Consider the following 25,471-nt stretch of genomic DNA (forward strand, 5'->3'; position numbering starts at 1 on the left):
GCAAGCGAAACGGCCCCGACCCTCCGGAGAGTGCCGAGGCCGTTCCACTGTGTAGAAACTTACTGTGGAGAAACTTACGGTGGAAATCCAGCCGTACCGGAAATCAGCCGGCTTCGGCGCGGGGGCCGAACGAGTAGCCCTGTCCGCCACCACCCGAGCCCGATGCCGACTGCCCCGAGTTCGACGAGGACGCCGAAGCAGGAGCGGCCGAACCGCGGTCGTCGAGCTCACGCAGCTGGGATTCGAGGAATCCACGCAGCCTCGTGCGGTATTCCCGCTCGATCGTGCGCAGCTCTTCGATCTTCTTGCCCAGCGAGCCCTTTTCCGCGTTCATGCTGTTCATGGTCTCGGTGTACTTGCGCTGAGCCTCGCGCTCCATGGTCGTCGCCTTGTCGCGCGCCTGGCGCTCCAAGGTTTCGGCACGGGTACGCGCGTCGTTCAGCATGGTCTCGGCACGTGTGCGTGCCTCGTTCACCATCGAGTCCGACTTGGACCGCGCGTCCGAAAGCAGCTGCTCGGACTTGGTCCGGGCTTCGGCGAGCATGCCGTCCGACTCGGTCTTGGCCTCGGCGGTGAGCCGGTCGGCCATTTCCTGTGCCAGTCCGAGCACCTTCGCGGCCTGGACGTTGGGCTCCCCGTTGTCCGGCACCATCGAGTGGGCCTGGGTCTGCTCCATCGCCGACTGCGGTGGTGGCACCGGCGCCAGGCGACGCGACGGCTCATCGCGCACCTGTGGCGGCGGGCCGACTGCTCCCGCCTTCGCGTTTTCGAGCTCTCCACGGGTGGTCTCAAGCTCGTTGTCGAGCTGTTCGACCTGCTGCCGCAGCTCGTTGTTGTCCTCGATCAACCGGGCAAGCTCGGTCTCCACCAGGTCGAGGAACGCGTCCACCTCGTCCTCGTTGTAGCCCCTTTTGCCTATGGGCGGCTTGCTGAACGCGACGTTGTGCACGTCAGCGGGGGTCAACGACATCAGATCACCTCACGCACTCCATGGCCTGCAGGTCCACCCGGGCTTCCCCGAAAATCACCCTGGCGTTGCCAGCTGCATCGCAAAGAACACAACCAACAGCAGCACCATAATCGATAAGTCCAGTCCGACGCCGCCGATTCGTACAGTCGGGATGATTCGTCTGAACAGACGAACCGGTGGGTCGGTCACTGTGTAGATGGTCTCCAGCGTTACCGCAACCCCTCCGGCAGGACGCCACTCGCGAGCGAAAGCACGCACGAGCTCGACGACGATCCGTGCCGTCAGCAGGAGCCAGAAAGCAAACAGCACGTACCAGACGACCAGCAACACAGCATTCACGTAACCACTCTGCCATGCCTCGCGTCAAAAGACGCAGCTGACGGGCGAGAGATGGCGATGAGTCGACAAAATCACATTTGGCTGCGCTCAGCGGTCAGGGGGTGATCAGCCGCGCAGGAATAATCCGCCTTCGGCAATCCGCCGACGGTCTTCCGCCGTGACGTCGACGTCGGGCGGTGAGAGAAGGAACACCTTGTTGGTGACCTTGTCCATCGATCCGCGCAACGCGAAAGCGAGCCCCGCGGCGAAGTCGACAAGTCGCTTCGCGTCCGCGTTCTCCATCTCGGTGAGGTTCATGATCACCGGGATGCCTTCGCGGTAGTGCTCACCGATCGCACGCGCCTCGGCGTAGCTCGTCGGGTGCAGCGTCGTGATCCGGCTCAACGGGTCACGCACCGCCGCGCGGACCGGCTCGGTGACCGGTCGCAGCCGGGCCACCGGCTCGGGCTGGCGGTCGACCGCCAGCGCACCGTGCACCGCGGGTTCTGACCGCACGTCCGCGACCACGGAGCGTGACCGGGGCCGGGGTGCGGGCTCGTCGTACGTGTCATCGACGCCCCGGTAGCGTCCACCCCGCGACCGGGCAGGCGGCTCGTCGTCGTACTCGTACTCGTCGTCGGCATATTCTTTTGAGGCGTAGCCTCGCCGGTAGTCATCTTCAACGTCATAGCCGTCTTCGTCTGCGGGCACCATCCCGAAGTAGGCCTTCAGCTTCTGCAGCGCGCTCATGCCTCTCCCTAGCCTTAGCCGCTCCCGCACGTACTCCCCCGCCTCCGCCGCCACTCCCCGTAGCGACGGGACGGTATTCCCTAAGGCGAGGCTAAACCGCGCCCACCGAGCAACGCGGTTCCGACACGCACACAGGTAGAGCCGTGCGCGATCGCCTGCTCGAGATCATTGCTCATTCCAGCGGAGACTTCACGGGCATTTGGATGGTCCTCCCGAAGACGCTCCGACGCGCGGGCAAGCTTCTCGAACGCCTCCACTGGGTCTATACCCAGCGGAGCCACCGCCATAAGCCCCCGGAGGCGGATGTCACCCACATGGGCTATCCGCTCCGCCAACTGGCCCAGCTCGTTCACCCGGCAACCCCCGCGTTTCGGATCGTCATCGAGACTTACCTGAATGAGGACGTCCAACGGGTGATCGCGTTGCCCGGAATCGAGTGCCGACCTGGTCGCCTTCGCCAGCGCCTCGGCAAGGCGGTCGGAGTCCACGGACTGGACCTCGTCGGCCCAGCGCACGACCGAGCGGGCCTTGTTCCGCTGAAGACTTCCGACCATATGCCAGCGAATCCCGTTGCCAGGGCGCAGCGCGGCGACCTCGTCGGTCTTCGCGCCCGCCTCCTGATCACGGTTCTCGGCGAGGTCGAGTGTGCCGAGGTCGGCGAGCAACGCGGCGTCGAGCGCCGGGAAGGTCTTGGTGACCGCGAGCAAGCGGACCTCGTCGCGTTCCCGGCCGGCGGACTCGCACGCGGCCGCGATCCGCTGTTCCACTTCGGCAAGTGAGGCGGCCAGTTCCGCCTTTCGTGCCTCACTCACGACGCGTCCAGCCAGGTGATGCCGGCGATCCGGCCGGTGGTGCCGTCGCGGCGGAAGCTGAACAGCGTCTTGTCCTCGTTGGTGCAGCGCGGATCGACGCCGATCTTGCCGACGCCGAGGTCCGCCAGTTGCCGCCAGAGCCCGGCACGCAGGTCGAGCCCCGTGGTGCCCTTGCGGGTTTTGCAGGCACTGCCCGGTACATGCTTTTCGACGTCGGCGGCCATGGCGGCGGGGACTTCGTAGCAGTCACCGCAGATCGCCGGGCCGAGCAGTGCTTCGGTACGGGCCGGGTCGGCGCCGAGCGAGCGCATCGCCTCGACCGCGGCCGGGACGACGCCGACCCTGGCGCCGACGCGACCGGCGTGGACGGCGGCGACCACACCGGCTTCGACGTCGGCCAGCATGACGGGGACACAGTCGGCGACAAGTACCACGAGCGCGAGGCCGGGCTCGGCCGTCACGAGCGCGTCGGTCGCTTCGGCCGCCGAAGTCTCGGAACCGTCGACGACGGTGGCGGTGCGGCCGTGGACCTGTTCCATCCACGCCAGCCTGTCCTCGGCGAGGCCGAGTTCGGTGGCGAGACGTTTGCGATTGGCGTAGACGTCGCCCGGGTCGTCACCGACGTGGTCACCGAGGTTGAAGGTGTCGTAAGGCGGCCGGGAAGCCCCGCCCGCCCGTGTCGTGACAACCCGCCGTACGCGCACGCATTCCTCCCAGAAGTTGAGTGAAGGCCTCCTTCACCACCCTGAGGGTAGTGAAGGAGGCCTTCACGGAACGAGACTGGCGTGCCTTACCGCCGCATGAACGGCGGGACGTCGACCTCGTCGTCCGACGGGTCGTCGTGCACCGGGGTGGCCCGGCCGGGCAGGCTGCCGTGGGTCGAGTTCGACCCGATCGGGGAGTAGCCGCGCGAACCGCCGCCGGGCTGCGGGAGCCCGCCGGACAGCGAGCCGTTGCCCTCGCGGGAGGACGGCATCGGCGAGTGCGTGCGCGGCGGCGCGACCGGGTAACCGTTCGAACTACTAGACGACGGGACCGGAGTCGCCCCGGATGGCGGGCTCTGCACCGGCGTCGCCCCGCCGTTGACCTGGCCTGCCTGTGCGGACGCCGTCGAGTTCGACCGGGAGCCGAACGTCGACGGGTCGAGCTTCTTGTGCGTCGGCGTGCCGGCGTCGAAACCGGCCGCGATCACGGTGACCCGGACCTCGTCGCCGAGCGAGTCGTCGATGATCGTCCCGAAGATGATGTTCGCGTCGGGGTGCGCGGATTCCTGCACCAGCGACGCGGCCTCGTTGATCTCGAACAGGCCGAGGTCCGACCCGCCCGCGATCGACAGCAGCGCGCCGTGCGCCCCGTCCATCGACGCTTCCAGCAGCGGCGAGTTGATCGCCTTCTCCGCCGCCTGGATCGCCCGGCCCTCGCCACGTGCCGAGCCGATGCCCATCAGCGCGGAACCCGCGCCGGACATGACGCTCTTGACGTCGGCGAAGTCCAGGTTGATCAGACCCGGCGTGGTGATCAGGTCGGTGATGCCCTGGACACCCGAAAGGAGGACCTCGTCCGCCGAGCGGAAGGCGTCCATCAGCGAGACGCCGATGTCGCCCAGCTGCAGCAGCCGGTCGTTCGGGATGACGATCAGGGTGTCGCATTCGTTGCGCAGCTGCTGGATGCCGTCTTCGGCCTGCTTGCTGCGGCGCTTGCCTTCGAAGGTGAACGGCCGGGTGACGACGCCGATGGTCAGCGCGCCGAGCTTCCTGGCGATCTGGGCGACGACGGGCGCGCCACCGGTGCCGGTGCCACCGCCCTCACCCGCGGTCACGAACACCATGTCGGCGCCCTTGATGACCTCTTCGATCTCTTCGCGGTGGTCCTCGGCGGCCTTCTGCCCCACCTCGGGGGCGGCGCCGGCACCGAGGCCGCGGGTCAGTTCCCGGCCGATGTCGAGCTTGACGTCGGCGTCGGACATGAGCAGTGCCTGTGCGTCGGTGTTCACCGCGATGAACTCGACACCCTTGAGGCCGACCTCGATCATGCGGTTCACGGCGTTAACTCCGCCGCCGCCGATACCGACGACCTTGATCACCGCAAGGTAGTTGTGCGGGGGCGTCATCGGAGCCGCCTTCCTGATCGTGTGTGCTCGTGCTGCCCGCCGGTCGCTGAGCCTTGTGCCGAACCCTCGATCTGAACCTCAGAGTGAGAGTTATGTCAACTGCCGACGTTGAAGCAGGACGGTATGCACCAGGCTGGCTCGAATCCAGTAGCCACGCCGTGTGTCGCAAAGGTGTTTTGCCACAACATGTTCGGCGGCGCAAGAGCGAGACCCCACCGCGGCGCCGAACGGCGGCCTGGTACAAGCGGGGATCAGGTGGGCATCGACATGACCATGACGACGTCCTTCGACGGCGTCCCGGTCGGCGAACCACCGTCCTGCTCGACACTCAGCGCGAACTTCTCGGCACCTTTGAGCCCGTCCGCGACCAGCAGCGCACCGTCCTGACCACCGGAAATGAGCCCGGCGGGTTTGGGCGCGGCCCCCGGATACATCAGCCAGGCCTGGTAGATCCGGCCAGGATCGTTCTTCGCCAGCTGTGCCGACATGAAGACGAGCCGGTCTTTCGCCCGCGACATCATCACAGTCCCGCCGCCCCCGACGGAGGCGTCGGCGTGCCCAGTCCGGAGATCCGCCGCCGAAAGCACCTCGGCGACCGGCGCGTAACGATCCGCATCGCGGTCCGCTTGTTCCCGCGCGGCGGTGAGCCGCGAGTGGTTGTCGTAGGCGATGCCGCCGAACACGGCGGTGCCGGCGAGTCCCACGATCGCCGCCGCGGCCGCGGCGATCGCCCAGCGCGGCGCGCGCCTGCGGTCCTTGATCCGCTCGCCCGCTTCGAAGCTCGCCTTCGGCGGCTGCTGCCGGGTCGCCATCGCCTGCGCGAGCACCCGGCGTTTGAGGTCGGACGGCGGGTCCTCCGCCAGCGCGGCGCCGAGCCGGGTGGCGGTCATCCGCAGTTCGAGGACCTCTTGCGCGCAGGACGCGCATTCACCGAGATGCCGCTGGAACTGCGCACGCTCCAATTCGGACAGTGCGTCGACGGCGTAGGCACCGGTAAGCGTATGCATTTCGGGCATGGTCATGCCGTCACCCCCAAACAGTCCCGGAGCCGGATCAAGCCGTCCCGGAGTCGCGTTTTGATCGTCCCGTGCGGGGTCCGCAGTACCTCCGCGACCTCGCGATAGGTGTAACCCTGGTAGTAGGCGAGCAGCACGGATTCCCGTTGCAGCTCGGTCAGGCTGGTCAGGCAGCGCCGCACCTGCGAATGCTCCCAGCGGGCCGCGACGGCCTCGGCGACCTCGTCGAACGGCCGGGCGCGGGCGGCCTCGAAGGTCGCCTTGACCTCGCGGTCCGAGCTCGCGCGTGCCGAGCGCACCCGGTCGACGGCGCGGCGGTGCGCGAGCGTCATGGCCCAGTTCAACGCGCTCCCCCGCTCCGGCGAGTACCGCGTGGCCGTGCGCCACAGCTCCACCATGACCTCCTGAGTGACTTCTTCGGACTGTGCGGCGTCACGCAGGATGCGCCGCACCAGGCCGAGGACGGGGCCCGCGAGCCGGTCGTAGAGAGCTTCGAAGGCCCGCTCGTCACCCTTCGCGACACGGACGAGCAGCTCCTCGGGCGTCGGCCCGGCCGGTTCGTCCGTTCCGGGAACGGGCGGCATCCGGCGTGGACGTGCCGATTCATCCATCAAGCCTGCCTCCGGCGGTCTGGGGTGTGCGTGGGGACCGTGGGGTTATCGGAGCCTTCTTCAACCACAGTTTGACCCCGTGCCGCCGGATCAGCGCGGAGACCCGGTGCGGCATGAGCGGGCGGGTGACGAGCATATGCACGAGCCAGCGGGTGGTGGCCGGCCGCCGGACCCCGCGCAGCGACGCGGTCAGCGGGGTCTTCCCGTCCTGCCGGAGCGCGATCTTGACCGAGAGCAGCGACTCCGGGCGTGGCACCTCCATCCGGTATTCGCCGTCCATCGACTGGAACGGCGAGACGTAGAACTCCTTGTCCGCGTGGGCGTTTCCCTCGGCGTCGGGACGCAGGAGGTACGCGTGCCTGCCGCGGTAGGTGTTGTGGACCTCCGCGATGACGCATTCGAGTTCGCCGTCGGGCCGGTGGCACCAGTAGAGGCTGATCGGGTTGAAACTGTGGCCGAGCACGCGCGCGCCGGCGAGCATCAGCACCCGGCCGCCCTGGAGATCGACGCCGCGCACCGCGAGCCAGCGGTCCACTTTGGACCGGATAGTGGACGAATCCTCCGCGTCGAAGTGGTCTCGCGGGTCGAAGCGGGCGAAGGGCTGAAGCCACCGCGGCAGTTTCGGGGGCGCGTCGAGATCGATGAGCCAGAGATAGACCCGGTGCGCGAACGAGATCGGCGGATCGATGCGCCGCACATGCGCCACCGTGGAGTCGTAGAGCACCGCCATGACGGTCACCATCGCACCCCGAAGTTCTCGGCCGCGCGGACGCCGGACGCGCAGCCGTCCTCGTGGAAACCCCAGCCATGGTACGCCCCGGCGTAGGCGACTTTGTCATCGTCGAGTTCGGGCAGGCGACGCTGGGCACCGACGGATTCCGGGGTGTAGACGGGGTGTTCGTAGGTCATCTTGGCCAGGACGGAGCCGCCGTCGGGAGCGCCGCCCGGGTTCAGCGTGACGACGTACCGGGTCGGTTCGTCGAGGCGCATCAAGCGGTTCATGTCGTAGGACACCTGGACCGCGCCGTCGTCCGCACCGCAGGAGGGAGTGGCGTAGTTCCAGCCTGCCCGCGCCGATTCGGCGGTCGGCAGCACGCCGGTGTCGGTGTGCAGCCAGGCCTCGTTGCTGGAGTAGCGGAAGGCGCCGAGGACGTCGCGTTCGGCGTCCGTCGGCGCGTCGAGCAGCCGCAGCGCCTGGTCCGCGTGCGTGGCCACGACGACCTTGTCGAGCCGGTGGCGGGTGTCGGCGTCGTCGCGGACCTCGATCCCGCGCGCGGTGCGCTTGACCGAGCGGACCGGTGTCGACAGGTGCACGGCGGTGAGCTGCTTGGCTGCCAGGTCGACGTACTCGCGGGAACCGCCGACGACGGTGCGCCAGCTCGGCGAATCGCCGACCGAGAGCATCCCGTGGTTGCGCAGGAATTCGAACAGGTAACGCGCGGGGTACCTGAGCGTGTCGTTCCGGTCGGCGGACCAGACGGTCGAGACGACGGGGAGCATGAAGTGGTCGACGAAGTACTTCGTGTACCCGCCGATCGCGAGGAACGCGCCGAGGGTGACGTCGCCGGCTTCGGGCGCTTCGAGCACGCGCTTGGCGTGCACGTGGAAGCGTTTGACGTCGGTGAGCATTCGCAGGTAGCGCCCGCGGCCGACGTTGCGAGGCTGGGCGAACAAACCCTTCAGCCCCTTCGCGCCGGCGTACTGGAGGCCGCAGCCGTCGCAGCGGATGCTCATCGACATCTCGGTGTCGCGGGTGACGACACCCAGCTCGCCGAACAGCCGGAGCAGATTCGGGTAGGTGCGCTCGTTGTGCACGATGAACCCGGAGTCGACGGCGATGGTGCCACCGTGCGCGCTCGGGACGTCATGGGTGTGCGCGTGCCCGCCGAGCCTGTCGTCGGCTTCGAACAGCAGCACTTCGTAGCGGCGTTGCAGCAGGTAGGCGGCCGTGAGTCCGGCGACGCCGCTGCCGATGACCCCGATGCGTTGACCGTTGGTGTGCACGAGAGGGATTCGGAACAGGACACGGGCCGGATTGGACCGGCGGCCGACCCATCCCTGTCCGCCCCGGGAGCGAATGACCACTATGCCGAACAGTCCCGCGTCTCGCCTCGTCCCGTTTGTCGAGCGGCTCCTCGGTGGCTCCCTGCCGGTCGGCCTCCGTACCTGGGACGGCGTCCGCGCCGGTCCGCCGGATGCCCCGACCGTGGTACTCCGCAACCGGCGCGCACTGCGCCGTCTCCTGTACGCCCCCGGTGAATTGGGCCTGGCCAGGGCCTACGTCTCCGGTGATCTCGACGTCGAAGGCGACCTCGCCGACGGTTTCCGCCGGATCTGGGCGCTGACCCGCTCCGGTGCCGTGCGCCGCGCCAAGCTCGGCCCGCGCGACTGGGCCGAAGCGCTGCGGCTCGCGGTCGGGCTCGGCGTCGTCGGACCGCCACCCGAACCACCCGCCGAAGAAGCCCGGCTTTCGGGGAAGCTCCACAGCCTGCTGCGGGACAAATCCGCGATCTCACACCACTACGACCTCGGCAACGCCTTCTACCAGCTGCTGATGGACGAATCGATGGCTTACTCGTCCGCGTACTGGACCTCCGAGGAGGACGGCTACGACCTCGAACAGGCACAGTGGGACAAACTCGAACTGATCTGCCGCAAGCTCGGCCTGCGGCCCGGCACGCGGCTGCTCGACGTCGGCTGTGGCTGGGGCTCGCTCCTGGTCCACGCGGCGAAGCACCACGGCGTGCACGCCGTCGGCATCACGCTTTCGGCGGAGCAACAGCAGCACGTCCGGGGCCGCCTCGCCCAGCACGACCTGGAGGATCGCGTCGAGGTCCGCAGGCAGGACTATCGCGAGCTGACTGATGAGCCGTTCGACGCCATCGCCACCATCGAGATGGGTGAACACGTCGGCGAAGAGAACTACCCCGAGTACACGCGGACACTGTTCCGCCTGCTCAAGCCCACCGGACGGCTGGTACTGCAGCAGATGTCACGCGGCGCGGTGGCACCCGGCGGCGGCGCGTTCATCGAGCGCTACATCGCCCCCGACATGACGATGCGCCCGCTGAGCCGCACGCTCGGCCAGCTGGAGACCGCCGGATTCGAGATCCGCGACGTCCACGCGCTTCGCGAGCATTACGTGCGTACGGTCCGGGCATGGGAGAAGACACTCGAGGCCAACTGGGCGGACGTCGTGGCGCTGATCGGTGAGCCGGGCGCCCGGGTGTGGCGGCTCTACCTGGTCGGCGGCGCGCTGGCGTTCGAGGAGAACCGGATGGGCGTGGACCAGATCCTCGCGGTGCGGACCGATGACCAAGGCCTGAGCGGGCTGCCCGCCACCCGGGAGTGGTCCTGATGTCGCTCGGGGGGACCCTGCTCGTCACCGCCGGGGCGACCCTGCTGGCCTTCGTCGTCACTTTCGGTATCGCGCGGTGGCGCAAGCGCTACGACACCGTCGACACCCTCTGGGGGCCGGGCTTCGCGCTCGTCGCGCTGGTCGCCGCCCCGCTCGGGGACGGGTCGGTGGCGCTGCGCGTGGTCACCACGCTGCTGACGGTGGTCTGGGGTGTCCGCCTCGGCGTGCACCTCCACCTGCGTAACCACAAGCTGCCCGAAGACCCGCGCTACGTGCGGATGGCGGAGCGCGCCGGGAAGAACCCGGCGCTGAAGCTGTTCGTCCGGGTGTACCTGCTGCAGGCGGGGGTGCTCTGGTTCGTCTCGCTGCCGGTCCAGTTCGCGATGTACGGCGACTCCTTCGGTGTGACGGCTTGGATCGGCGTCGCGGTGTGGCTGGCGGGCTTCGGGTTCGAGACCGTCGGCGACGAGCAGCTGCGCCGGTTCAAGGCCGATCCGGACAACAAGGGCAAGGTGCTCGACAGCGGGCTGTGGCGCTACACGCGGCATCCGAACTATTTCGGCGACGCGTGCGTGTGGTGGGGCCTGTTCCTGCTGGCGTGTTCGAGCTGGGCGGGGGCGGCGACCGTGCTGTCGCCGGTCGCGATGACGTACACGCTGGCCAAGGGCACCGGAAAACCCATGCTGGAGAAGGGTTTGCGGCGATCCCGGCCGGGATACACGACCTACGTCGAGCGGACCAGCGGATTCTTCCCGCTGCCTCCGCGCCGCGTCACTCCCCGGTGAGCCCATCGGTCAGCTCACGCAGCAAGTCGAGGTGGCCGGCGTGCCTGCCGGTCTCCTCGATCATATGCGTGACCACGAACCGGACGTTGACCTTCCGTTCGCCGCGGAAGGCGACCTCGTCGTCCAGCCCCATCTTGGCGACGATCTCGCGGCTGCGTTCGCATTCGGCCTCGTAGGCGGCGATCAGCTGGTCGACCGGGGTCTTCATGGCGACCCGGAACTCGGCGTCGGGATCGGCTTCGAGTGCCTCCTTCCAGACATCCTCCCGGCCGTCGAGCACCACGCTGAACCAGTAATGCTCGACCACGGTCAGGTGACCGAGCAGACCGGCGACGGTGGTCAGCTCACTCGGCACGAACGGCCGCCGGGCCTGTTCGTCGGTGAGGCCGGAGCATTTCCACGCCACGGTGGCGCGGAGGAAGTCGAGAAAGCCGTTGAGCTGGGTGCGCTCGTCCCCGGTGAGCGGGGGTTCGGGGCGCTTCGGTTCGTCGGTCATGGTGGTGCAGTCTGCCAATCCTCTTCGGCGATCCGCGAACGAGTTCTTCTCGCCGCGGGCTCTCCGCCATCTGCCGCGGGGTCATGGTCCATGTCCGACCGCGGTCCCATCGTTCGAGTGAACCCAGCGGTAGTTAGTGCTGACGAAACATGACGACCACCCACCTGTCATGTCAGGCTGGTGCAGTTGTGCCACAGCCTCCCCGCCGCATGGAAAGGCAACTGATGTCAGGCCACCAGCTGAGCGCACTCGATGTCGCTTTCCTTTGCCTGGAAAGCGACACGACGCCCATGCACATGGGCGCGGTGGTCACCTTCCGTCCGCACGGGCAGGTGCACACGCGGAAGCTGATCGCGTTGCTCGCCGAACGGGCCGCGCGGATCCCGAAGCTGCGCCAACGCACCCGCATCGCGCTGTTCCCGCCCGGCGCCGTCAGCTGGGCCGAGGATCCGAATTTCGTTGCAGGCGAACATATTTCACATCATCACCTGAGTGCTCTGTACGAACCGGACCCGCTGTCCGCCTACGCGTCGCGCTGGATGGGACGGCCGCTCGACACCGGAAAACCCTTGTGGGACTTGCACCTCGTCACCGGCCTGCCGAACGGCGAGTTCGCGTTGCTGCTGAAACTGCACCACGCTCTCACCGACGGCGCGGGCGCGTACGCCGTCGCCGCGGGCCTGCTCGACGCGCTCCCCCGCGCGACCAAGCGCGTGCGCGGCGGCGCCGAACCACCCGCTCCCCGCTCCCTGTGGACGCGGTCAAGGACGTGCTCGGCTCCACGCTCGCCAAGGCCACGGAATCCGCCGGGATCGCCTCGTCGGTCGTCCGCGCGACGCGCTCGCCGCTGTCGCCGATCAGCGCGCCGCCGTCGACCGAACGGCGGCTCGGGTTCGTCCGGCTCGACATCTCCGACTTCCGCCGGATCCGCCGCACCCACGGCGGCACCGTCAACGACGTCGTACTGGCGGTCCTCGCCGGTGCGCTGCGCGAATGGATGATCAACCGCGGCCAGCGCGCCGACGACCGGGCGCTGCGGGCGCTCATCCCGGTCAGCCTGCGCGGCCGGTCCGCCGAGCAGCTCGGCGGCAACAAACTGTCCGGTTACCTCTGCGACCTGCCGGTCGGCCTCGACGACCCGGTGAAGCGGCTGCTGGCCGTCCAGCGCGAGATGGACCGGAACAAGGCCTTGGGCCCGGCGCGCGGCGCCGGCGCGTTCCCGTTGCTCGCCGACCGGATGCCGTCGATGCTGCACCGGCTCGGCACCAAGGCCGCCGGGCTGGCCGCGCCGCTGCTGTTTGACCTCGTGGTGACCACGGTGCCGGTGCCGCCGAACCGGCTCACCCTCGACGGGACGGGGCTCGAAGGGGTCTACCCGTTCGTGCCACTCGGGCCCCGGCAGGCGATCGGGATCGCGGTGGCGACCTACCGGGACTCCGTCCACATCGGACTGCAGGCGAACGGCGCGGCGGTCCCGGACGTGGGTTCGCTGCGGGACGCGGTACTCAAGTCGGCGGCGAGGTTGCTCGACACCGCGAGTTGAGGGGCAAGTCGACGTGGCGTGTGACCACGCGAGTTCCGCCTTCAAGCACGTGAGTTCCGCCTTCAAGCACGCGAGTGACGGGTGCCGTACCCCTCAAGAGCAGGGGTAAGTCAGGAAGCGTCAGCCGCGCAGCATCTCCGCGACCAGGAAGGCCAGCTCCAACGACTGCTGCGTGTTCAGGCGCGGGTCGCAGGCGGTCTCGTACCGGCCCGAAAGGTCCAGATCCGAGATTTCCTGCGCGCCGCCGAGGCATTCGGTGACGTCCTCGCCGGTCAGTTCAACGTGGATACCACCCGGGTAGGTGCCGAGTTTGCGGTGCACCTCGAAGAAGCCCTGGACCTCGTCGACGATCCGGTCGAAGTGCCGGGTCTTGTACCCGGTCGACGCCTCGTGGGTGTTGCCGTGCATCGGGTCGCACTGCCAGATGACCTTGTGCCCGGACGCCTCGACCTTCTCGACGATCGCGGGCAGCACCTCCCGGACCTTGCCGTTGCCCATGCGGGCGATCAGCGTCAGGCGGCCGGGCTCGTTGCGCGGGTCGAGGCGGCGGACGTACTCGACGGCCTGCTCAGGCGTGGTCGTCGGGCCGATCTTGAGGCCGATCGGGTTGGCCAGGAGTTCGGCGAAGGCGATGTGCGCGCCGTCGAGCTGCCGGGTCCGCTCGCCCACCCACAGGAAGTGCGAGGACAGGTTGTACAGCTTGGGGTTCGTCGCGTCCGCGCGGTCCATCCGCAGCATCGACCGCTCGTAGTCCAGCAGCAGTGCCTCGTGGCTGGCGAAGATCTCGGTGGACTGCAGCGAGGTGTCGGTGACGCCGCAGGCCGACATGAACCGCAGGCCGCGGTCGATCTCGGCGGCCAGCGCCTCGTACCGCTCGCTGGCGGGCGAGGACTTCACGAAGTCCTTGTTCCAGTCGTGCACCTGGTGCAGGTCGGCCATACCGGCGCCGGTGAGCGCGCGGACGAGGTTCATCGCGGCACCCGCGTTGGCGTAGGCGCGGATCATCCGGCCGGGGTCGGGCACCCGCAGTTCGGGTTTGGCGACGAGCGAGTTGATGATGTCGCCGCGGTACACCGGCAGGCCGAGCGCGTCGGTGGAGGCCGAACGCGGCTTCGCGTACTGGCCCGCGATGCGGCCGACCTTCACCACCGGGAGGCTCGCGCCGTAGGTGAGGACGACGGCCATCTGCAGCAGGGTGCGCAGGTTGGCGCGGATATGCGGTTCGGTGTTGGACTCGAACGTCTCCGCGCAGTCACCGCCCTGCAGCAGGAACGCCTCACCGCGGGCGACCATGGCGAGCCGGCCCGAGAGCCGGTCGATCTCGGCGGGGACGGTGATCGGCGGCACGCTTTCCAGCACGCCGCGTACGCGTTTCGCCAGCTCGGGGTCGGGCCACTCCGGCTGCTGCGCGGCGGGGCGGGAAAGCGCGTCGTCGAGCCGGTCACGCAGCCCGGGCGGCAGAGGAGGCAGTTCGGGGAGCGTGTCGACGGGAACGTCCACTGTCCAGTTCACGGTCGTTAGGATATGCCCGGCCGAAAGCCGCCCGTCCACCGGGACGAAGGTCCCAAAAGGTGGACGGGCGGCGGGACGTCAGGCTGCCTGCGCCTTGTTGTAGAGGTTCTGCACGTCCGCGCCGAAGTACGGGCCGAACATGTAGCCCGGCAGGAACGTGTAGCCGAAGCTGTTCACCGAAGCCTGGACACCGGCACCGGTCGCCTCACTGAAGTTGAGGAACCACGGACCGCCGCTCGAACCACCGGTCATGTCGCAGCTCATCCCGTGGTCCTTGGTCAGCAGGAAGTCGGTGATGGTGCTTCCGCTGCAATAGATCAGCTTCGTGCCGTCGTACGGCGCCGCCGCCGGGTAGCCGAACGTGTACATCGACTGGTTGCGTGCCTGGTTGAACGCGATCCCCTGCGCGCCGACGACGTCGGTCAGCTTCTGCCCGTTAAGCGGGTTGACCACGGCCGCGCCGACGTCGTAGTTCATGTCCTCGCTCGCTTCCCACTGCGGAGTGGTCAGCGTGCTCTTCGCGGCCCAGGTGCCGTACGGCGTGTTGCCGTTGTTGTAGCCGGGCGCGAAGGTCCAGTTGGTATGCCACGCGCCCTGGTATTTCACGCAGTGCCCAGCAGTGATCACGACGCTGCCGTTGGCGCTGGTGACCGCGTCACCGGAACACGACGCGTTCCGCCCGCCCATGGTGAAGAAGACCCGGCCGGCGGTCTGCACGATCTTGCCCGCGCCGGTCCACGCGCCGCCGCCGTTGGGGATGGCATGGATGACCGTGCTCTCCCCCTTCGCGACGTCCTTCGGCGAAAGGTTCGGAGCCTTGACCAGTTGTTCGATCGGGATCGCCGACCGCATCCGCTCGGGTGTCCAGTAGGCCGCGACAGCCTGGGCGCCGGTTGCGGCTTCGCGCTGGACCGGCGCGGCGTGAGCGGGACTCGCGACCGCGGTCAGCGCCGTCACCGCCAGCCCCAGGAGCGCCGCCAGGATCCCCGTCCGGGTAGCCGTCTTCTTCATGGGCGTACCACCTTCCACCGCCGGTGAAGTGCCGTGTTACTTGCCCGCCTTTCTGAAAGTATTTGTCTCACTACTGGGCGTACAAGCGGCCGTTCGGCCGCATCCGTGGTGGCGAATGGACCGTCCGGCCCTGGGTTCAGCCGATCAGGCCGGGCAGTGGGAATCGCCGCCGGGGAAGACGCCGTCCCGCAGATAACGGACGACGACGTCGTTGCCGCAGGCGTTGTCCTTGGTGAAGACGCCGTGCCCGCCGGCGTCAACCGTGACGAAGCTGGCCCGCCCGCCCAGTGCCGAACGCAGCTCCCTCGCCCCGATGAGCGGCGTCACCGGATCGCGGAGGTTCTGCACCAGGAGGATGTTCGCCGGGCCGCGGTCATCGACGCGCACCGGGCGTTCACCGCGTTCCACCGGCCAGAACGCGCACGGGGTGATGTTCGCGGCGGCGGGGCCGAACATCGGGTGCGTCACGCGGGCGCGTTCGACCGCCTTTTGGTAATAGCGAACGCTTTCCGGCCAATCGGAGTCGTTGCACAGCACTTGTAACTGGAGTGCGGCGTGGTTGTCGCCGTCGAGTGGCCCATCCTGTGCCTTCGCCGACGGAGCGGCCCATTGCGCGGCGAGGCCGGGGAAGTTCGCGTCGTCGTACAGTGCGGACCAGGTGGCGACCCGAATCGCCGAGCCGCGTTCCTCCGCCAGTTCGAGGAACTTCGCCGTCACCTCGGCTGGTGTGCGCCCGAGGTGGTAGACGTCGTCGCGTGCTGCCGCCCAGGCGGTGAAATCGCCGAACCGGTCGTCGAAACCATCCGCGAAGCGTTGGTGCGCTTGGACATCCAGCCCCTTCGGACCGATAAGGCTGTCCAGCACGATCCGATCCGTCTTGGCCGGGAACAGCGATGAGTAGACGGCGCCAAGGTAGCTCCCGTACGAGACGCCGTAGTACGAGATCTTCCGCTCCCCCAGCGCCTCGCGGATCCGGTCCATGTCGCGCGCGGTGTTGGCGGTGGTCATCCGCGGCAGGAGATCCGCGGTCTTCGACTCGGCGCATTGCCTGGCCACCAACCGGGATTTCGCCGCCTTCTCGGCGACGTCCCCCCGGCCTTCGGCGTACGGGCCGACGAGGATGAACCGCTGTTCCTCGGTCAGGTCGCACGTCACCGGCGTGCTGTAGGTGGTCCCGCGTGGATCGAAACCGATGACGTCGTAACTGTCGAGGAGGCCGGTGTGTCCCTGCCGCTGCGCGAGTTGCGCGGGCATCGCCAGGCCGGGGCTCCCGGGGCCACCGGGGTTCATCAGCAGCACGCCGCGACGCTTCGGCGAGGTGCTCGCCTTACGGGAAACGGTGAGTTCGATCTTTCGGCCGCCGGGATCGGCGTAGTCCAGTGGCACCTTGAGTTTCGCGCATTCGAGGCCCGCGGTCGGCGAGGGCGTCACGCCGTAGTCCGGACAGGGTGACGTCCAATGCGGCGCCGGTGCCGCTTCGGCGGTCGCCGGAACGGCTGCGGCGATTGGCAGGAAAGCCAGTATTGCCAGCGTCTTTCTCATGCGGCAGAGCTTGGCGCCCGCGGCGGCCCTACCGCGTCGCCCTCGGGACTGATCCCGGCCCTCCACCTTCGGGGGGGACCGGGATCAGACCACTACGAGCGGCAACGCCGTCGGGTGAACCGGCGCGGGAAGGTCCGAAGCACCGGTGAGGTACGCGTCGACGGCGCTCGCCACCGAACGGCCTTCCGCGATCGCCCACACCACCAGCGAGGCACCGCGGTGCGCGTCACCGCAGACGAACACGCCGGGCGACTCGGTCTGCCAGTCCGCGCCGCACGAGAGCGTGCCGCGTTTGGTCAGCGACAGCCCGAGCCCGTCCAGCAGCGGCATCTGCTCGACACCCTCGAACCCGATCGCCAGCAGTACGAGATCGGCGGGCACTTCCTCGATCTCGTCGTTGACCGGGATGACCATGCGCTTGCCGGTCTCGGGATCCTTGACCACGCGAACCTGCTGTAGCTCGACGGCGCGCACGGCGCCGTTCTCGTCGCCGACGAAGCGCTTGACCGCGACCGCGAACTTGCGCTCGCCCGCCTCTTCGTGCGCCGGATAGGTGCGCAGGATGTACGGCCAGGTCGGCCACGGCGAACGCTCGTCGTCCCTGGTGGACGGTGGCGTCGGGTACTGGTCCAGCTGCGTCACCGAAAGCGCGCCTTGGCGGGTCGCGGTGCCGTACGAGTCGGCGCCGGTGTCGCCGCCGCCGATGATGACGACGTGCTTGCCATCGGCGTCGACCGCGGACGGTCCGTCGCCCTCGACGTACTTGTTGGCCGGGACAAGGTGCTCCATCGCCAGATGGATCCCGGACAGCTCGCGGCCGGGCGTGGTCGTGTCGTCGCGGCCGCGCAGTGCGCCCACGGCGAGCACCACCGCGTCGTAGGTGGCCCGCAGTTCCTCGACGGTCAGGTCGACGCCGACCTCGCAGCCGGTGACGAACTTCGTTCCCTCGTTGCGAAGCTGTGCGAGCCGCCGGTCGAGGACCTTCTTCTCCATCTTGAACTCGGGGATGCCGTACCGCAGCAGGCCGCCGAGCCGGTCGTCCCGTTCGAAGACGGTCACCTCGTGGCCGGCGCGGGTCAGCTGCTGCGCGGCGGCGAGCCCGGCCGGGCCGGAGCCGACGACGGCGACTCGCTGGCCCGAGGAGACCTCCGAGATCTGCGGCTGCACGTAGCCCGCTTCCCAGGACTGGTCGGCGATCGCCTGCTCGACCCGCTTGATCGCCACCGGCCCGCCGGACAGCGGCGAGACCGACAGGACGCAGCCCGCCTCGCACGGCGCGGGGCACAGCTTCCCGGTGAATTCGGGGAAGTTGTTGGTCGCGTGGAGCCGGTCGCTCGCCGCGGCCCAGTCACCGCGGCGCACCAGGTCGTTCCACTCCGGGATCAGGTTGCCCAGCGGGCAACCGGAACCACCGGAATGACAGAACGGGATGCCACAGTCCATGCACCGTGAAGCCTGCTTGCGCACCTTTTCGTTGCGCTCGCCGGGTTCGACGTCGGCGTACACCTCGCCCCAAGTGGCGAGACGGTCCTCTTTGGACTTCTTCTTCGGCTCTTCGCGATCGTAGGTCAGGAAACCCGTCGGATCAGCCACGAGCGGCCTCCATGATCGCTTCGTCGACGTCGCGGCCCGCGGCACGCGCCGCCTTCGCCGCGTCAAGGACACGCTGGTAGTCGCGGGGCATCACCTTGGTGAACGCCGCCGAGCGACGCGGCCAGTCGCCGAGCAGCGACGCGGCCACGGCCGAACGTGTGAGGTCGTAGTGCTTCTGCACGGTCTTCTTGAGCCAGGCGAGATCCTCGGCCTTGGGCTGCTGGAGGTCCACCATCTCCTGGTTGACCCGGCCGCGGTCGAGGTCGAGCACGTAGGCCTCGCCGCCGGACATACCCGCCGCGAGGTTGCGCCCGGTCGGGCCGAGCACCACGGCCTGCCCGCCGGTCATGTACTCGAAAGCGTGGTCGCCGACTCCCTCGGCGACCACCACGGCGCCGGAGTTGCGTACGCAGAACCGTTCGCCGACCTGGCCACGCAGGAACATCTCCCCGCCGGTGGCCCCGTAGGCGAGGGTGTTCCCGGCGATGGTCTGGCCCTCCGCCGCGAACTTCGCGTCCGGATGCGGGCGCACGATGATTCGCCCGCCCGAAAGACCCTTGCCGACGTAGTCGTTCGCGTCACCGACCATGTCGAGGGTGATGCCACGCGGCAGGAAAGCGCCAAGCGACTGCCCGGCGGAACCGGTCAGCAGCACGTGGATCGTGTCCTCGGGCAGGCCCTCGCCGCCGTAGCGACGAGTGATCTCGGACCCGAGCAGGGTGCCGACGGTCCGGTTCACGTTTCGCACCGGCAGTTCGATCCGCACCCGGTGCGCGTCCTCCAGCGCCGCCTCGGCGAGCTGGATCAGCGTCCGGTCGAGCGCGTGCTCCAGGCCGTGGTCCTGCGCCCGCGTTCGCCGCTTCGCGCCGCCGTAGGGGGTCTCGGTGGGCATCTCGAAGATCGGCGAGAGGTCGAGCCCGGACGCCTTCCAGTGCTCGATCGCCTTGTCGGTGTCGAGGATCTCGGCGTGGCCGATCGCCTCGTCGAGAGTGCGGAAACCGAGTGCCGCCAACGTTTCGCGGACTTCTTCGGCGACGAACCGGAAGTAGTTGACGACGTGGTCGGCCTGTCCGGTGTAGCGCTTGCGCAGTTCCGGGCTCTGGGTCGCGACACCGACCGGACAGGTGTCGAGATGGCAGACGCGCATCATGACACAGCCCTCGACGATCAGCGGCGCCGTCGCGAAGCCGTACTCCTCCGCGCCGAGCAGCGCGGCGATGACGACGTCCTTGCCGGTCTTCATCGCACCGTCGACCTGCACGGTGATCCGGTCACGCAAACCGTTGAGCAGCAACGTCTGCTGTGTTTCGGCGAGCCCGATCTCCCACGGCGTCCCCGCGTGTTTGAGCGAGTTCATCGGGGAGGCGCCGGTGCCGCCGTCGTGCCCGGAGATCAGCACGACGTCGGCGTGTGCCTTCGATACCCCCGCCGCGACCGTGCCGACGCCGAGCGAGGACACCAGCTTCACGTGGATGCGGGCGTTTTCGTTGGCGTTCTTGAGGTCGTGGATCAGCTGGGCCAGATCCTCGATCGAGTAGATGTCGTGGTGTGGCGGCGGCGAAATGAGCCCGACGCCCGGGGTGGAATGCCGCGTGCGGGCAATCCACGGGTAGACCTTGTTCGGCGGCAATTGCCCGCCCTCGCCCGGCTTCGCGCCCTGCGCCATCTTGATCTGGATGTCGTCGGCGTTGACCAGGTATTCGCTGGTGACACCGAACCGGCCGCTCGCGACCTGCTTGATCGCACTGCGCCGCTCCGGGTCGTACAGGCGCTCGGGGTCTTCGCCGCCCTCGCCGGTGTTGGACCGGCCGCCGATACGGTTCATCGCGATGGCGAGGGTTTCGTGCGCCTCGGCCGAGATCGAGCCATAGGACATCGCGCCGGTGTTGAAGCGTTTGAAGATCGCCTCGACGGGCTCGACCTCGTCCAGCGGGACGGGCTCGCGCGCGCCCTCGCGGAAGGCGAACAGCCCGCGCAGCGCGCCGCCCTGGCGGTAGAGGCGGTGTACCTCGTCGGAGTACTGCTTGTACACCTCTTCGCGGCCGGTCTTCGTCGCGTGTTGCAACAGGAAGACGGTCTCCGGGGTGAACAGGTGCAGCTCACCCTCGCGGCGGTACGCGTACTCACCGCCGGTTTCGAGTCCACGATGGACCCGGTCGGTCGGGTTGTCCGGGTACGCGCGGCGGTGGCGTGTGGCGACCTCTTCGGCGAGCACGCCCAGGCCGACACCGCCGAGTTTCGACGACGTCCCGGTGAAGTACTCGTCGAGCAGATCCTGGCTCAACCCGAACGATTCGAACACCTGCGCCGCGGTGTACGCGCCGACGGTGGAGATGCCCATCTTCGACATGATCTTCAGGACACCCTTGACGAGTGCCTTGACGTAGTTCTGGATCGCCTTGGCAGGCTCGATACCGGTGACGGCACCGGTCGAGATCATGTCCTCGATGGTCTCGAAGGCCAGGTACGGGTTCACCGCCGCGGCGCCGTAGCCGAGCAGCACCGCGATGTGGTGGACCTCGCGGGCGTCACCGGTCTCGACGACCAGCGCGACCCGGAGCCTTTCCTTGGTGCGCACCAGATGATGGTGCACCGCCGACACCAGCAGCAGCGACGGGATCGGCGCCATGCGGTGATCGGAATCGCGGTCGGACAGCACGAGTGTGCGCGCACCGGCCGCGATCGCCTCGGAGGCCTCGCGCCGGACCCGCTCGATGGCGGACGCCAGCGCGTCTGCGCCACCGTCCACTTCGTACAGTCCGGAAAGGACACTGCACGCGAAGCCGGGAAGGTCGCCGTCGTCGTTGATGTGGATCAGCTTGGCGAGTTCGTCGTTGTCGATCACCGGATACGGCAGCTGCACGTGGCGGCAGGACGCGGGGCCGGGGGCGAGCAGGTTCCGCTCGGGGCCCATGATCCGGCTCATCGACGTGACGAGCTCTTCGCGGATGGCGTCCAGCGGCGGGTTGGTGACCTGCGCGAAATTCTGCTTGAAGTAGTCGTAAAGCAGCCGGGAACGCTTGGACAGCACCGCCGGTGGGGTGTCGGAGCCCATCGAGCCGATCGGCTCCATCCCCTTGACCACCATCGGCGCGAGGAGGATCTTCAGCTCTTCTTCGGTGTAGCCGAAGGAAAGCTGCCGCCGCAGCACGGAGTCGTGGCTTTGGACGATGTGGTCGCGGTCGGGCAGGTCGGCGATCTGCAGCAGACCCGCGTGCAGCCAGCCCTCGTACGGGAGTTCCTTGGCCAGCTCCGACTTGACCTCTTCGTCGTCGACGATCCGGCCCGCCTCGGTGTCCACCAGGAACATGCGGCCGGGTTTGAGGCGGCCCTTGGCCACGACGTCCGCGGGGGCGACGTCGAGGACACCCGCCTCACTGGCCAGCACGACCCGGTCGTCGGCGGTACGCCACCATCGGGCGGGGCGCAGGCCGTTGCGGTCCAGCACCGCGCCGACGAGCGTGCCATCGGTGAAGGTGACACAGGCCGGGCCGTCCCACGGCTCCATCAGACTGGCGTGGAACTGGTAGAACGCACGACGCTGTGCGTTCATCCCGGCGTGGTTCTCCCACGCCTCGGGGATCATCATCAGCACCGCGTGCGGCAACGGCCGCCCGCCGAGGTGCAGCAGCTCCAGCACCTCGTCGAAGGAGGCGGAGTCCGACGCGTCGGCCGAGCAGATCGGGTACAGCCGGGTGAGGTCGCCGGGGATGAGGTCCGATTCGAGCAGCGCCTCACGGGCGCGCATGCGGTTGCGGTTGCCCCGGATAGTGTTGATCTCGCCGTTGTGCGCGACGAACCGGAACGGATGCGCCAGCGGCCACGACGGGAAGGTGTTGGTGGAGAACCGGGAGTGCACGAGCGCGATGGCGCTGATGAGCCGGGTGTCGGTCAGATCGGTGAAGAAGAGCGGGAGCTGCCCGGGGGTCAGCATTCCCTTGTAGACGATCGTCCGTGAGGACAGACTGGGAAAGTACGTCCCGCATCCACTGGGCACGCTCTCGTTCTCGACTCGCTTGCGCAGACAGAACGCGAGACGGTCCAGTTCGAGGCCACCCGGACGTCGTCCGCCGGTTTCCGGCGCGGCGACGAACAGCATCGCGAAATGCGGCATCACCGAACGCGCCGTCGGGCCGATACCGGCTCGGTCGGCGTCGACCGGGACCTCGCGCCAGCCGAGGACGTCGAGGCCCTCTTCGGTGGCGATCCGTTCGATCAGGGCGACGGCCTTGCCGCGCTCCTCGGCGTCGGAGGGCAGGAAACCGATCCCGGTCGCGTAGGTCTGGTGACCGTCGGCGTCCGCCTCGGGCAGGGTGAAAGCCACTTCCGCGCGCAGCAGCCCGTCGGGCAGTTGCACCAGGATGCCCGCGCCGTCGCCACTGGTGGGTTCCGCGCCGGCGGCGCCCCGGTGGTCGAGGTTCGTCAGCGCCGACAGTCCGTCGGTGACGATGCCGTGCGAGCGCCGCCCGCGGACGTCGGCCACCATGGCCACACCGCAGGAGTCCTGTTCGGATTCGGGATCGTAAAGACCCTGTTTGCCGGGAATGGCGGAGAAGATCATGAAGGGACCTCCTTCGTCGTCTGTGCTCAGCGGCCGGGCAGGCCGGCCGGGGGAATGCGCACGGGACGACGATGGCCCGTTCGTTAGCGCGACTTTAACACCTGGGAAACAGGGCGGCATCAGTTCGAAGGGCGCGGAAGCCCGCCGATGGGTAACGATCTGGATGCCCGGAACGACGCAGTTCCTGATGGGGTCGCGGTAGTTCGTTCCGCTAAGTATATGTCCTGTTCCGGGATGTCAAGAGGCTCGGTGAGGCGACCCTGGTCACTCCGGCCCACCCTCGCAGTCCGAACGACTGCTCCGTCCGGCGCAATTCGGTCCTTTACGACAACCTTACGCACCCCCTCGATCGACAATCCGGGTGGAACCATCTCTTCTCCTGGGGGGCGTCATGATCAAGTTCGTCCGAAGATCCGTCGTGCTCGGAGCCACCGCGGTCGTGTTCTCCGCATTGCTCACGGCCACACCCGCGATGGCGACGCCGGAGATCGCCGCGTCCGCGTCCGGTGTCCACAGTGACGTGTCGGCGCCAATGAAGACCTTCACCGGCAACGGGAAGGACGTCCCGGTCGGAGCGTGGACGGACCGCGGGTTCCACTCGTCGAAGGCCTACTTCACCTTCGACCTGCGCCCTTACCGCGGCGCCAAAGTCGGCTCCGCCTCGGCATACGCGACCGAGACCGCGGCGAACGACTGCACGAAACCGCGTGCGACCGAACTGTGGGTCACCGACGCGGCGCCGTCGCCGACCTGGGCGCGTCAGCCGAAGGAGCGGACCAAACTCCCCGGCCCGGGCGCACTGGGCGACTGCCTGTGGTACCGCGTCGAATGGGACGCGACGAGAGCCGTGTCGGCCGCGGTCGCCGACGGGAAGGACTCGATCACCTTTGCCCTGCGAATGCCGGACCACCGGCAATTCGACCCGGCCTACGGCAGACGCGTCGAGAACCGCCTGCACCTCGACGTCGACTACAATCGGCCACCGGACGCCCCGACCGGCCTGAACGTCGGCCTGAAACCCTGTGGCGCGGAGCCGGTGTACACAGCGGACAACCCCGTCGAGGTCAGCGGCCTTGTCCGCGACCCCGACCGAACACGGGTCTCCGGGAAAGTAGCGGTCTGGCCAGCCGACGAACCCGCGAACCGGCGGGAACTGGGCCCCGACACCGCGACTCCGTCGCCGCACGGCGCCCGGCTCTGGCTCCCGGCCGATTTCATCACCGAAGGCCGGGTTTACCAGTGGACCATGCAGGGCGTCGACGACGAACTGACCGGCCCTGTCAGCGCGCCGTGCTCCTTCATCGTCGACCGGGTGCGCCCGTCGACCGAGCCCGCGGTGACGTCGACGGACTACCCGGGCGACAGTGAACGCCATGGCGCCGTTGGCATTCCCGGCAAGTTCACGATCGATGCCAAGGGCGATCAGGACATCGTCGGCTTCAGCACCAGCAGCGGTTACGTCCCGGCGGACCGTCCCGGCGGCGTGGCGACCGTCAGCTACTCGCCGAAGCGTGAATTCGACGCCTTCAGCGCCTGGGGCACCGACCGAGCGGGCAATATCGGTCCCGGCGTTCACTACGGCTTCGTGGCCACGCCGTCGCAGCCGGGCGTCACCTTCGATGCCAAGGCGGTCGTCGTGGGCAGGCCGCTCCGGCTCGACTTCACACCGGGCGCGATGCCCGGCGTCGTCGAGTACGTCTACGACTTCGGCTGGACCGGTGAGGTCGTGGTCCCGGCAGGGCCGGATGGCCAAGCGACGGCAACGGTGATCCCGAGGGAGCCGTGGACCTACCTGGTCGTGTCGGGCCGCACCCGTGAAGGCTGGACCTCCGAGCGCTGGGAGGGGCCTGTGGAGCAGAACAGCACCCCCACGGTCACCAGTTCCACCTATCCGCCGGACCAGCCAGGTGGCGGGGTCGGTGTTCCGGGTGAATTCGTCTTCTCCTCAACCCTGCCGGGCGTCACCGGCTTCTCCTACACAGTGGACAACGGCGCGCCCCAGTCGGTCGCCGCCACCGACGGGGCCGCGACGATCTCGTACACCCCGGCCACCGCCGGCCCGCACGAGATCGAGGTACGGGCGATCCTCGCCGACGGCAACTTCGGCGACCCGCGGCGGTACACGTTCATCGTGAACGGCTAGCAACCGCCGGTCCCGCTTCCCCTGCGAAGCGGGGCCGGCGACCGCGATTGGGCTGGCGACCGCGATGCGGCTGGTGAACGCGATCCCGGCGGTGGTCGCGGTCCCGGCGGTGGTCGCGGTCCCGGCGGTGGTCGCGGTCCCGGCGGTGGTCGCGGTCCCGGCGGTGGTCGCGGCTCCCGGCGGTGGTCGCGGCTCCGGCGGTGGTCGCGGCTTCGCCGGGGCTGCTGACCGCGCTGGACTTGCCTTGGGTGACGGGGCGGGGCCTGGTTTCTCCCTGACGTATGTCATGAGGGGTCCCCATAGGACGAAATTTGTCCTATGGGGCGGCTTCATCGCGCGA

20 protein-coding genes and 1 pseudogene are annotated in these 25,471 nt (G+C 68.5%); 5 read left to right on the forward strand and 16 right to left on the reverse strand.

All coding sequences use genetic code 11. The features are described from left to right. Positions 1-103: 103 nt before the first annotated feature. From AB0M65_RS11920 to AB0M65_RS11965, 10 genes are all read right to left on the reverse strand, one after another. A complete protein-coding gene (locus AB0M65_RS11920; RefSeq protein ID WP_364025392.1) occupies positions 104-970 on the reverse strand; it encodes a DivIVA domain-containing protein in 867 nt (288 codons plus the stop codon). 54 nt (positions 971-1,024) lie between these two features. Further along, positions 1,025-1,300, reverse strand: a complete 276-nt coding sequence (locus AB0M65_RS11925) for a YggT family protein (RefSeq protein ID WP_005155180.1) — start codon at positions 1,298-1,300, stop codon at positions 1,025-1,027. Positions 1,301-1,414: 114 nt separating this feature from the next. Next, positions 1,415-2,038: a cell division protein SepF gene (gene sepF / locus AB0M65_RS11930; protein WP_364025395.1), complete on the reverse strand. Its 624-nt coding sequence runs from the start codon at positions 2,036-2,038 to the stop codon at positions 1,415-1,417. A gap of 80 nt (positions 2,039-2,118) precedes the next feature. Next, positions 2,119-2,850, reverse strand: coding sequence for a YggS family pyridoxal phosphate-dependent enzyme (locus tag AB0M65_RS11935; protein WP_364025398.1), 732 nt, complete (start codon positions 2,848-2,850; stop codon positions 2,119-2,121). Then, a complete protein-coding gene (pgeF, locus tag AB0M65_RS11940) occupies positions 2,847-3,554 on the reverse strand; it encodes a peptidoglycan editing factor PgeF (protein ID WP_364025401.1) in 708 nt (235 codons plus the stop codon). The genes AB0M65_RS11935 and pgeF overlap by 4 nt, the downstream gene beginning before the upstream one ends. 86 nt (positions 3,555-3,640) lie before the next feature. Beyond that, positions 3,641-4,960: a cell division protein FtsZ gene (ftsZ, locus tag AB0M65_RS11945; RefSeq protein WP_364025404.1), complete on the reverse strand. Its 1,320-nt coding sequence runs from the start codon at positions 4,958-4,960 to the stop codon at positions 3,641-3,643. 251 nt (positions 4,961-5,211) lie between these two features. Then, positions 5,212-5,982, reverse strand: coding sequence for an anti-sigma factor (locus tag AB0M65_RS11950; RefSeq protein WP_364025407.1), 771 nt, complete (start codon positions 5,980-5,982; stop codon positions 5,212-5,214). Continuing rightward, positions 5,979-6,587 carry an ECF RNA polymerase sigma factor SigK gene (gene sigK, locus AB0M65_RS11955; RefSeq protein ID WP_364025410.1) on the reverse strand — a complete coding sequence of 203 codons (609 nt, stop codon included), beginning with the start codon at positions 6,585-6,587 and terminating at the stop codon, positions 5,979-5,981. Before sigK ends, AB0M65_RS11950 begins: the two co-directional genes overlap by 4 nt. Next, positions 6,580-7,329 (reverse strand): DUF1365 domain-containing protein, encoded by a 750-nt coding sequence (locus AB0M65_RS11960; RefSeq protein WP_364025413.1) that lies wholly within the window; start codon positions 7,327-7,329, stop codon positions 6,580-6,582. The genes sigK and AB0M65_RS11960 overlap by 8 nt, the downstream gene beginning before the upstream one ends. Further along, entirely contained in the window at positions 7,323-8,591 is a 1,269-nt protein-coding gene (locus AB0M65_RS11965; protein WP_364025416.1) for an FAD-dependent oxidoreductase, read from the reverse strand. The genes AB0M65_RS11960 and AB0M65_RS11965 overlap by 7 nt, the downstream gene beginning before the upstream one ends. Before the next feature lie 82 nt (positions 8,592-8,673). On the opposite strand from AB0M65_RS11965, the gene AB0M65_RS11970 reads away from it, so the two are divergent. Together AB0M65_RS11970 and AB0M65_RS11975 are read left to right on the forward strand one after the other, a co-directional pair. Further along, positions 8,674-9,945, forward strand: coding sequence for a cyclopropane-fatty-acyl-phospholipid synthase family protein (locus AB0M65_RS11970; RefSeq protein ID WP_364025445.1), 1,272 nt, complete (start codon positions 8,674-8,676; stop codon positions 9,943-9,945). Then, the gene (locus tag AB0M65_RS11975) at positions 9,945-10,730 is read left to right on the forward strand and encodes a DUF1295 domain-containing protein (protein WP_364025419.1); all 786 of its coding nucleotides are present in this window, start codon (positions 9,945-9,947) and stop codon (positions 10,728-10,730) included. Before AB0M65_RS11970 ends, AB0M65_RS11975 begins: the two co-directional genes overlap by 1 nt. Here the strand turns inward: AB0M65_RS11975 and AB0M65_RS11980 are convergent. After that, a complete protein-coding gene (locus AB0M65_RS11980) occupies positions 10,717-11,226 on the reverse strand; it encodes a DinB family protein (RefSeq protein WP_364025422.1) in 510 nt (169 codons plus the stop codon). The two genes, AB0M65_RS11975 and AB0M65_RS11980, sit on opposite strands and share 14 nt — an antisense overlap. A 290-nt stretch (positions 11,227-11,516) precedes the next feature. Here AB0M65_RS11980 and AB0M65_RS11985 point away from each other — a divergent pair. Next, positions 11,517-12,769, forward strand: a pseudogene (locus AB0M65_RS11985) (wax ester/triacylglycerol synthase family O-acyltransferase). Positions 12,770-12,889: 120 nt separating this feature from the next. Here the strand turns inward: AB0M65_RS11985 and AB0M65_RS11990 are convergent. From AB0M65_RS11990 to gltB, 5 genes are all read right to left on the reverse strand, one after another. Then, complete coding sequence (locus tag AB0M65_RS11990) at positions 12,890-14,281, reverse strand: class II 3-deoxy-7-phosphoheptulonate synthase (RefSeq protein WP_364025425.1); 1,392 nt, start codon at positions 14,279-14,281, stop codon at positions 12,890-12,892. 78 nt (positions 14,282-14,359) lie between these two features. Beyond that, on the reverse strand, positions 14,360-15,292 hold the full coding sequence (locus tag AB0M65_RS11995; protein WP_364025428.1) for a peptidase: 933 nt from the start codon (positions 15,290-15,292) through the stop codon (positions 14,360-14,362). A gap of 144 nt (positions 15,293-15,436) precedes the next feature. Beyond that, on the reverse strand, positions 15,437-16,834 hold the full coding sequence (locus AB0M65_RS12000; protein WP_364025430.1) for an alpha/beta hydrolase: 1,398 nt from the start codon (positions 16,832-16,834) through the stop codon (positions 15,437-15,439). Between the two features lie 84 nt (positions 16,835-16,918). Further along, positions 16,919-18,427 carry a glutamate synthase subunit beta gene (locus tag AB0M65_RS12005; RefSeq protein ID WP_364025433.1) on the reverse strand — a complete coding sequence of 503 codons (1,509 nt, stop codon included), beginning with the start codon at positions 18,425-18,427 and terminating at the stop codon, positions 16,919-16,921. After that, positions 18,420-22,988 (reverse strand): glutamate synthase large subunit, encoded by a 4,569-nt coding sequence (gene gltB / locus AB0M65_RS12010; protein WP_364025436.1) that lies wholly within the window; start codon positions 22,986-22,988, stop codon positions 18,420-18,422. Before gltB ends, AB0M65_RS12005 begins: the two co-directional genes overlap by 8 nt. A gap of 391 nt (positions 22,989-23,379) precedes the next feature. On the opposite strand from gltB, the gene AB0M65_RS12015 reads away from it, so the two are divergent. Further along, a complete protein-coding gene (locus AB0M65_RS12015) occupies positions 23,380-25,131 on the forward strand; it encodes a hypothetical protein (protein WP_364025438.1) in 1,752 nt (583 codons plus the stop codon). Between the two features lie 64 nt (positions 25,132-25,195). After that, on the forward strand, positions 25,196-25,471 hold a 276-nt coding region (locus tag AB0M65_RS12020), incomplete at its 3' end, for a hypothetical protein (RefSeq protein ID WP_364025440.1).

Source organism: Amycolatopsis sp. NPDC051071, assembly GCF_040682875.1.
Taxonomy (GTDB): Bacteria; Actinomycetota; Actinomycetes; order Mycobacteriales; family Pseudonocardiaceae; genus Amycolatopsis.

What these genes read in the sequence shown, in the direction of transcription:
- AB0M65_RS11920 (WP_364025392.1), bottom strand. Translation starts at nt 970, where the DNA reads ATGTCGTTGACCCCCGCTGACGTGCACAACGTCGCGTTCAGCAAGCCG.
- sepF (WP_364025395.1), bottom strand. Translation starts at nt 2,038, where the DNA reads ATGAGCGCGCTGCAGAAGCTGAAGGCCTACTTCGGGATGGTGCCCGCA.
- AB0M65_RS11950 (WP_364025407.1), bottom strand. Translation starts at nt 5,982, where the DNA reads ATGACCATGCCCGAAATGCATACGCTTACCGGTGCCTACGCCGTCGAC.
- sigK (WP_364025410.1), bottom strand. Translation starts at nt 6,587, where the DNA reads ATGGATGAATCGGCACGTCCACGCCGGATGCCGCCCGTTCCCGGAACG.
- AB0M65_RS11980 (WP_364025422.1), bottom strand. Translation starts at nt 11,226, where the DNA reads ATGACCGACGAACCGAAGCGCCCCGAACCCCCGCTCACCGGGGACGAG.
- AB0M65_RS12000 (WP_364025430.1), bottom strand. Translation starts at nt 16,834, where the DNA reads ATGAGAAAGACGCTGGCAATACTGGCTTTCCTGCCAATCGCCGCAGCC.
- AB0M65_RS11960 (WP_364025413.1), bottom strand. Translation starts at nt 7,329, where the DNA reads ATGGTGACCGTCATGGCGGTGCTCTACGACTCCACGGTGGCGCATGTG.
- AB0M65_RS11970 (WP_364025445.1), top strand. Translation starts at nt 8,674, where the DNA reads ATGCCGAACAGTCCCGCGTCTCGCCTCGTCCCGTTTGTCGAGCGGCTC.
- AB0M65_RS12015 (WP_364025438.1), top strand. Translation starts at nt 23,380, where the DNA reads ATGATCAAGTTCGTCCGAAGATCCGTCGTGCTCGGAGCCACCGCGGTC.
- AB0M65_RS11975 (WP_364025419.1), top strand. Translation starts at nt 9,945, where the DNA reads ATGTCGCTCGGGGGGACCCTGCTCGTCACCGCCGGGGCGACCCTGCTG.
- AB0M65_RS11995 (WP_364025428.1), bottom strand. Translation starts at nt 15,292, where the DNA reads ATGAAGAAGACGGCTACCCGGACGGGGATCCTGGCGGCGCTCCTGGGG.
- gltB (WP_364025436.1), bottom strand. Translation starts at nt 22,988, where the DNA reads ATGATCTTCTCCGCCATTCCCGGCAAACAGGGTCTTTACGATCCCGAA.
- ftsZ (WP_364025404.1), bottom strand. Translation starts at nt 4,960, where the DNA reads ATGACGCCCCCGCACAACTACCTTGCGGTGATCAAGGTCGTCGGTATC.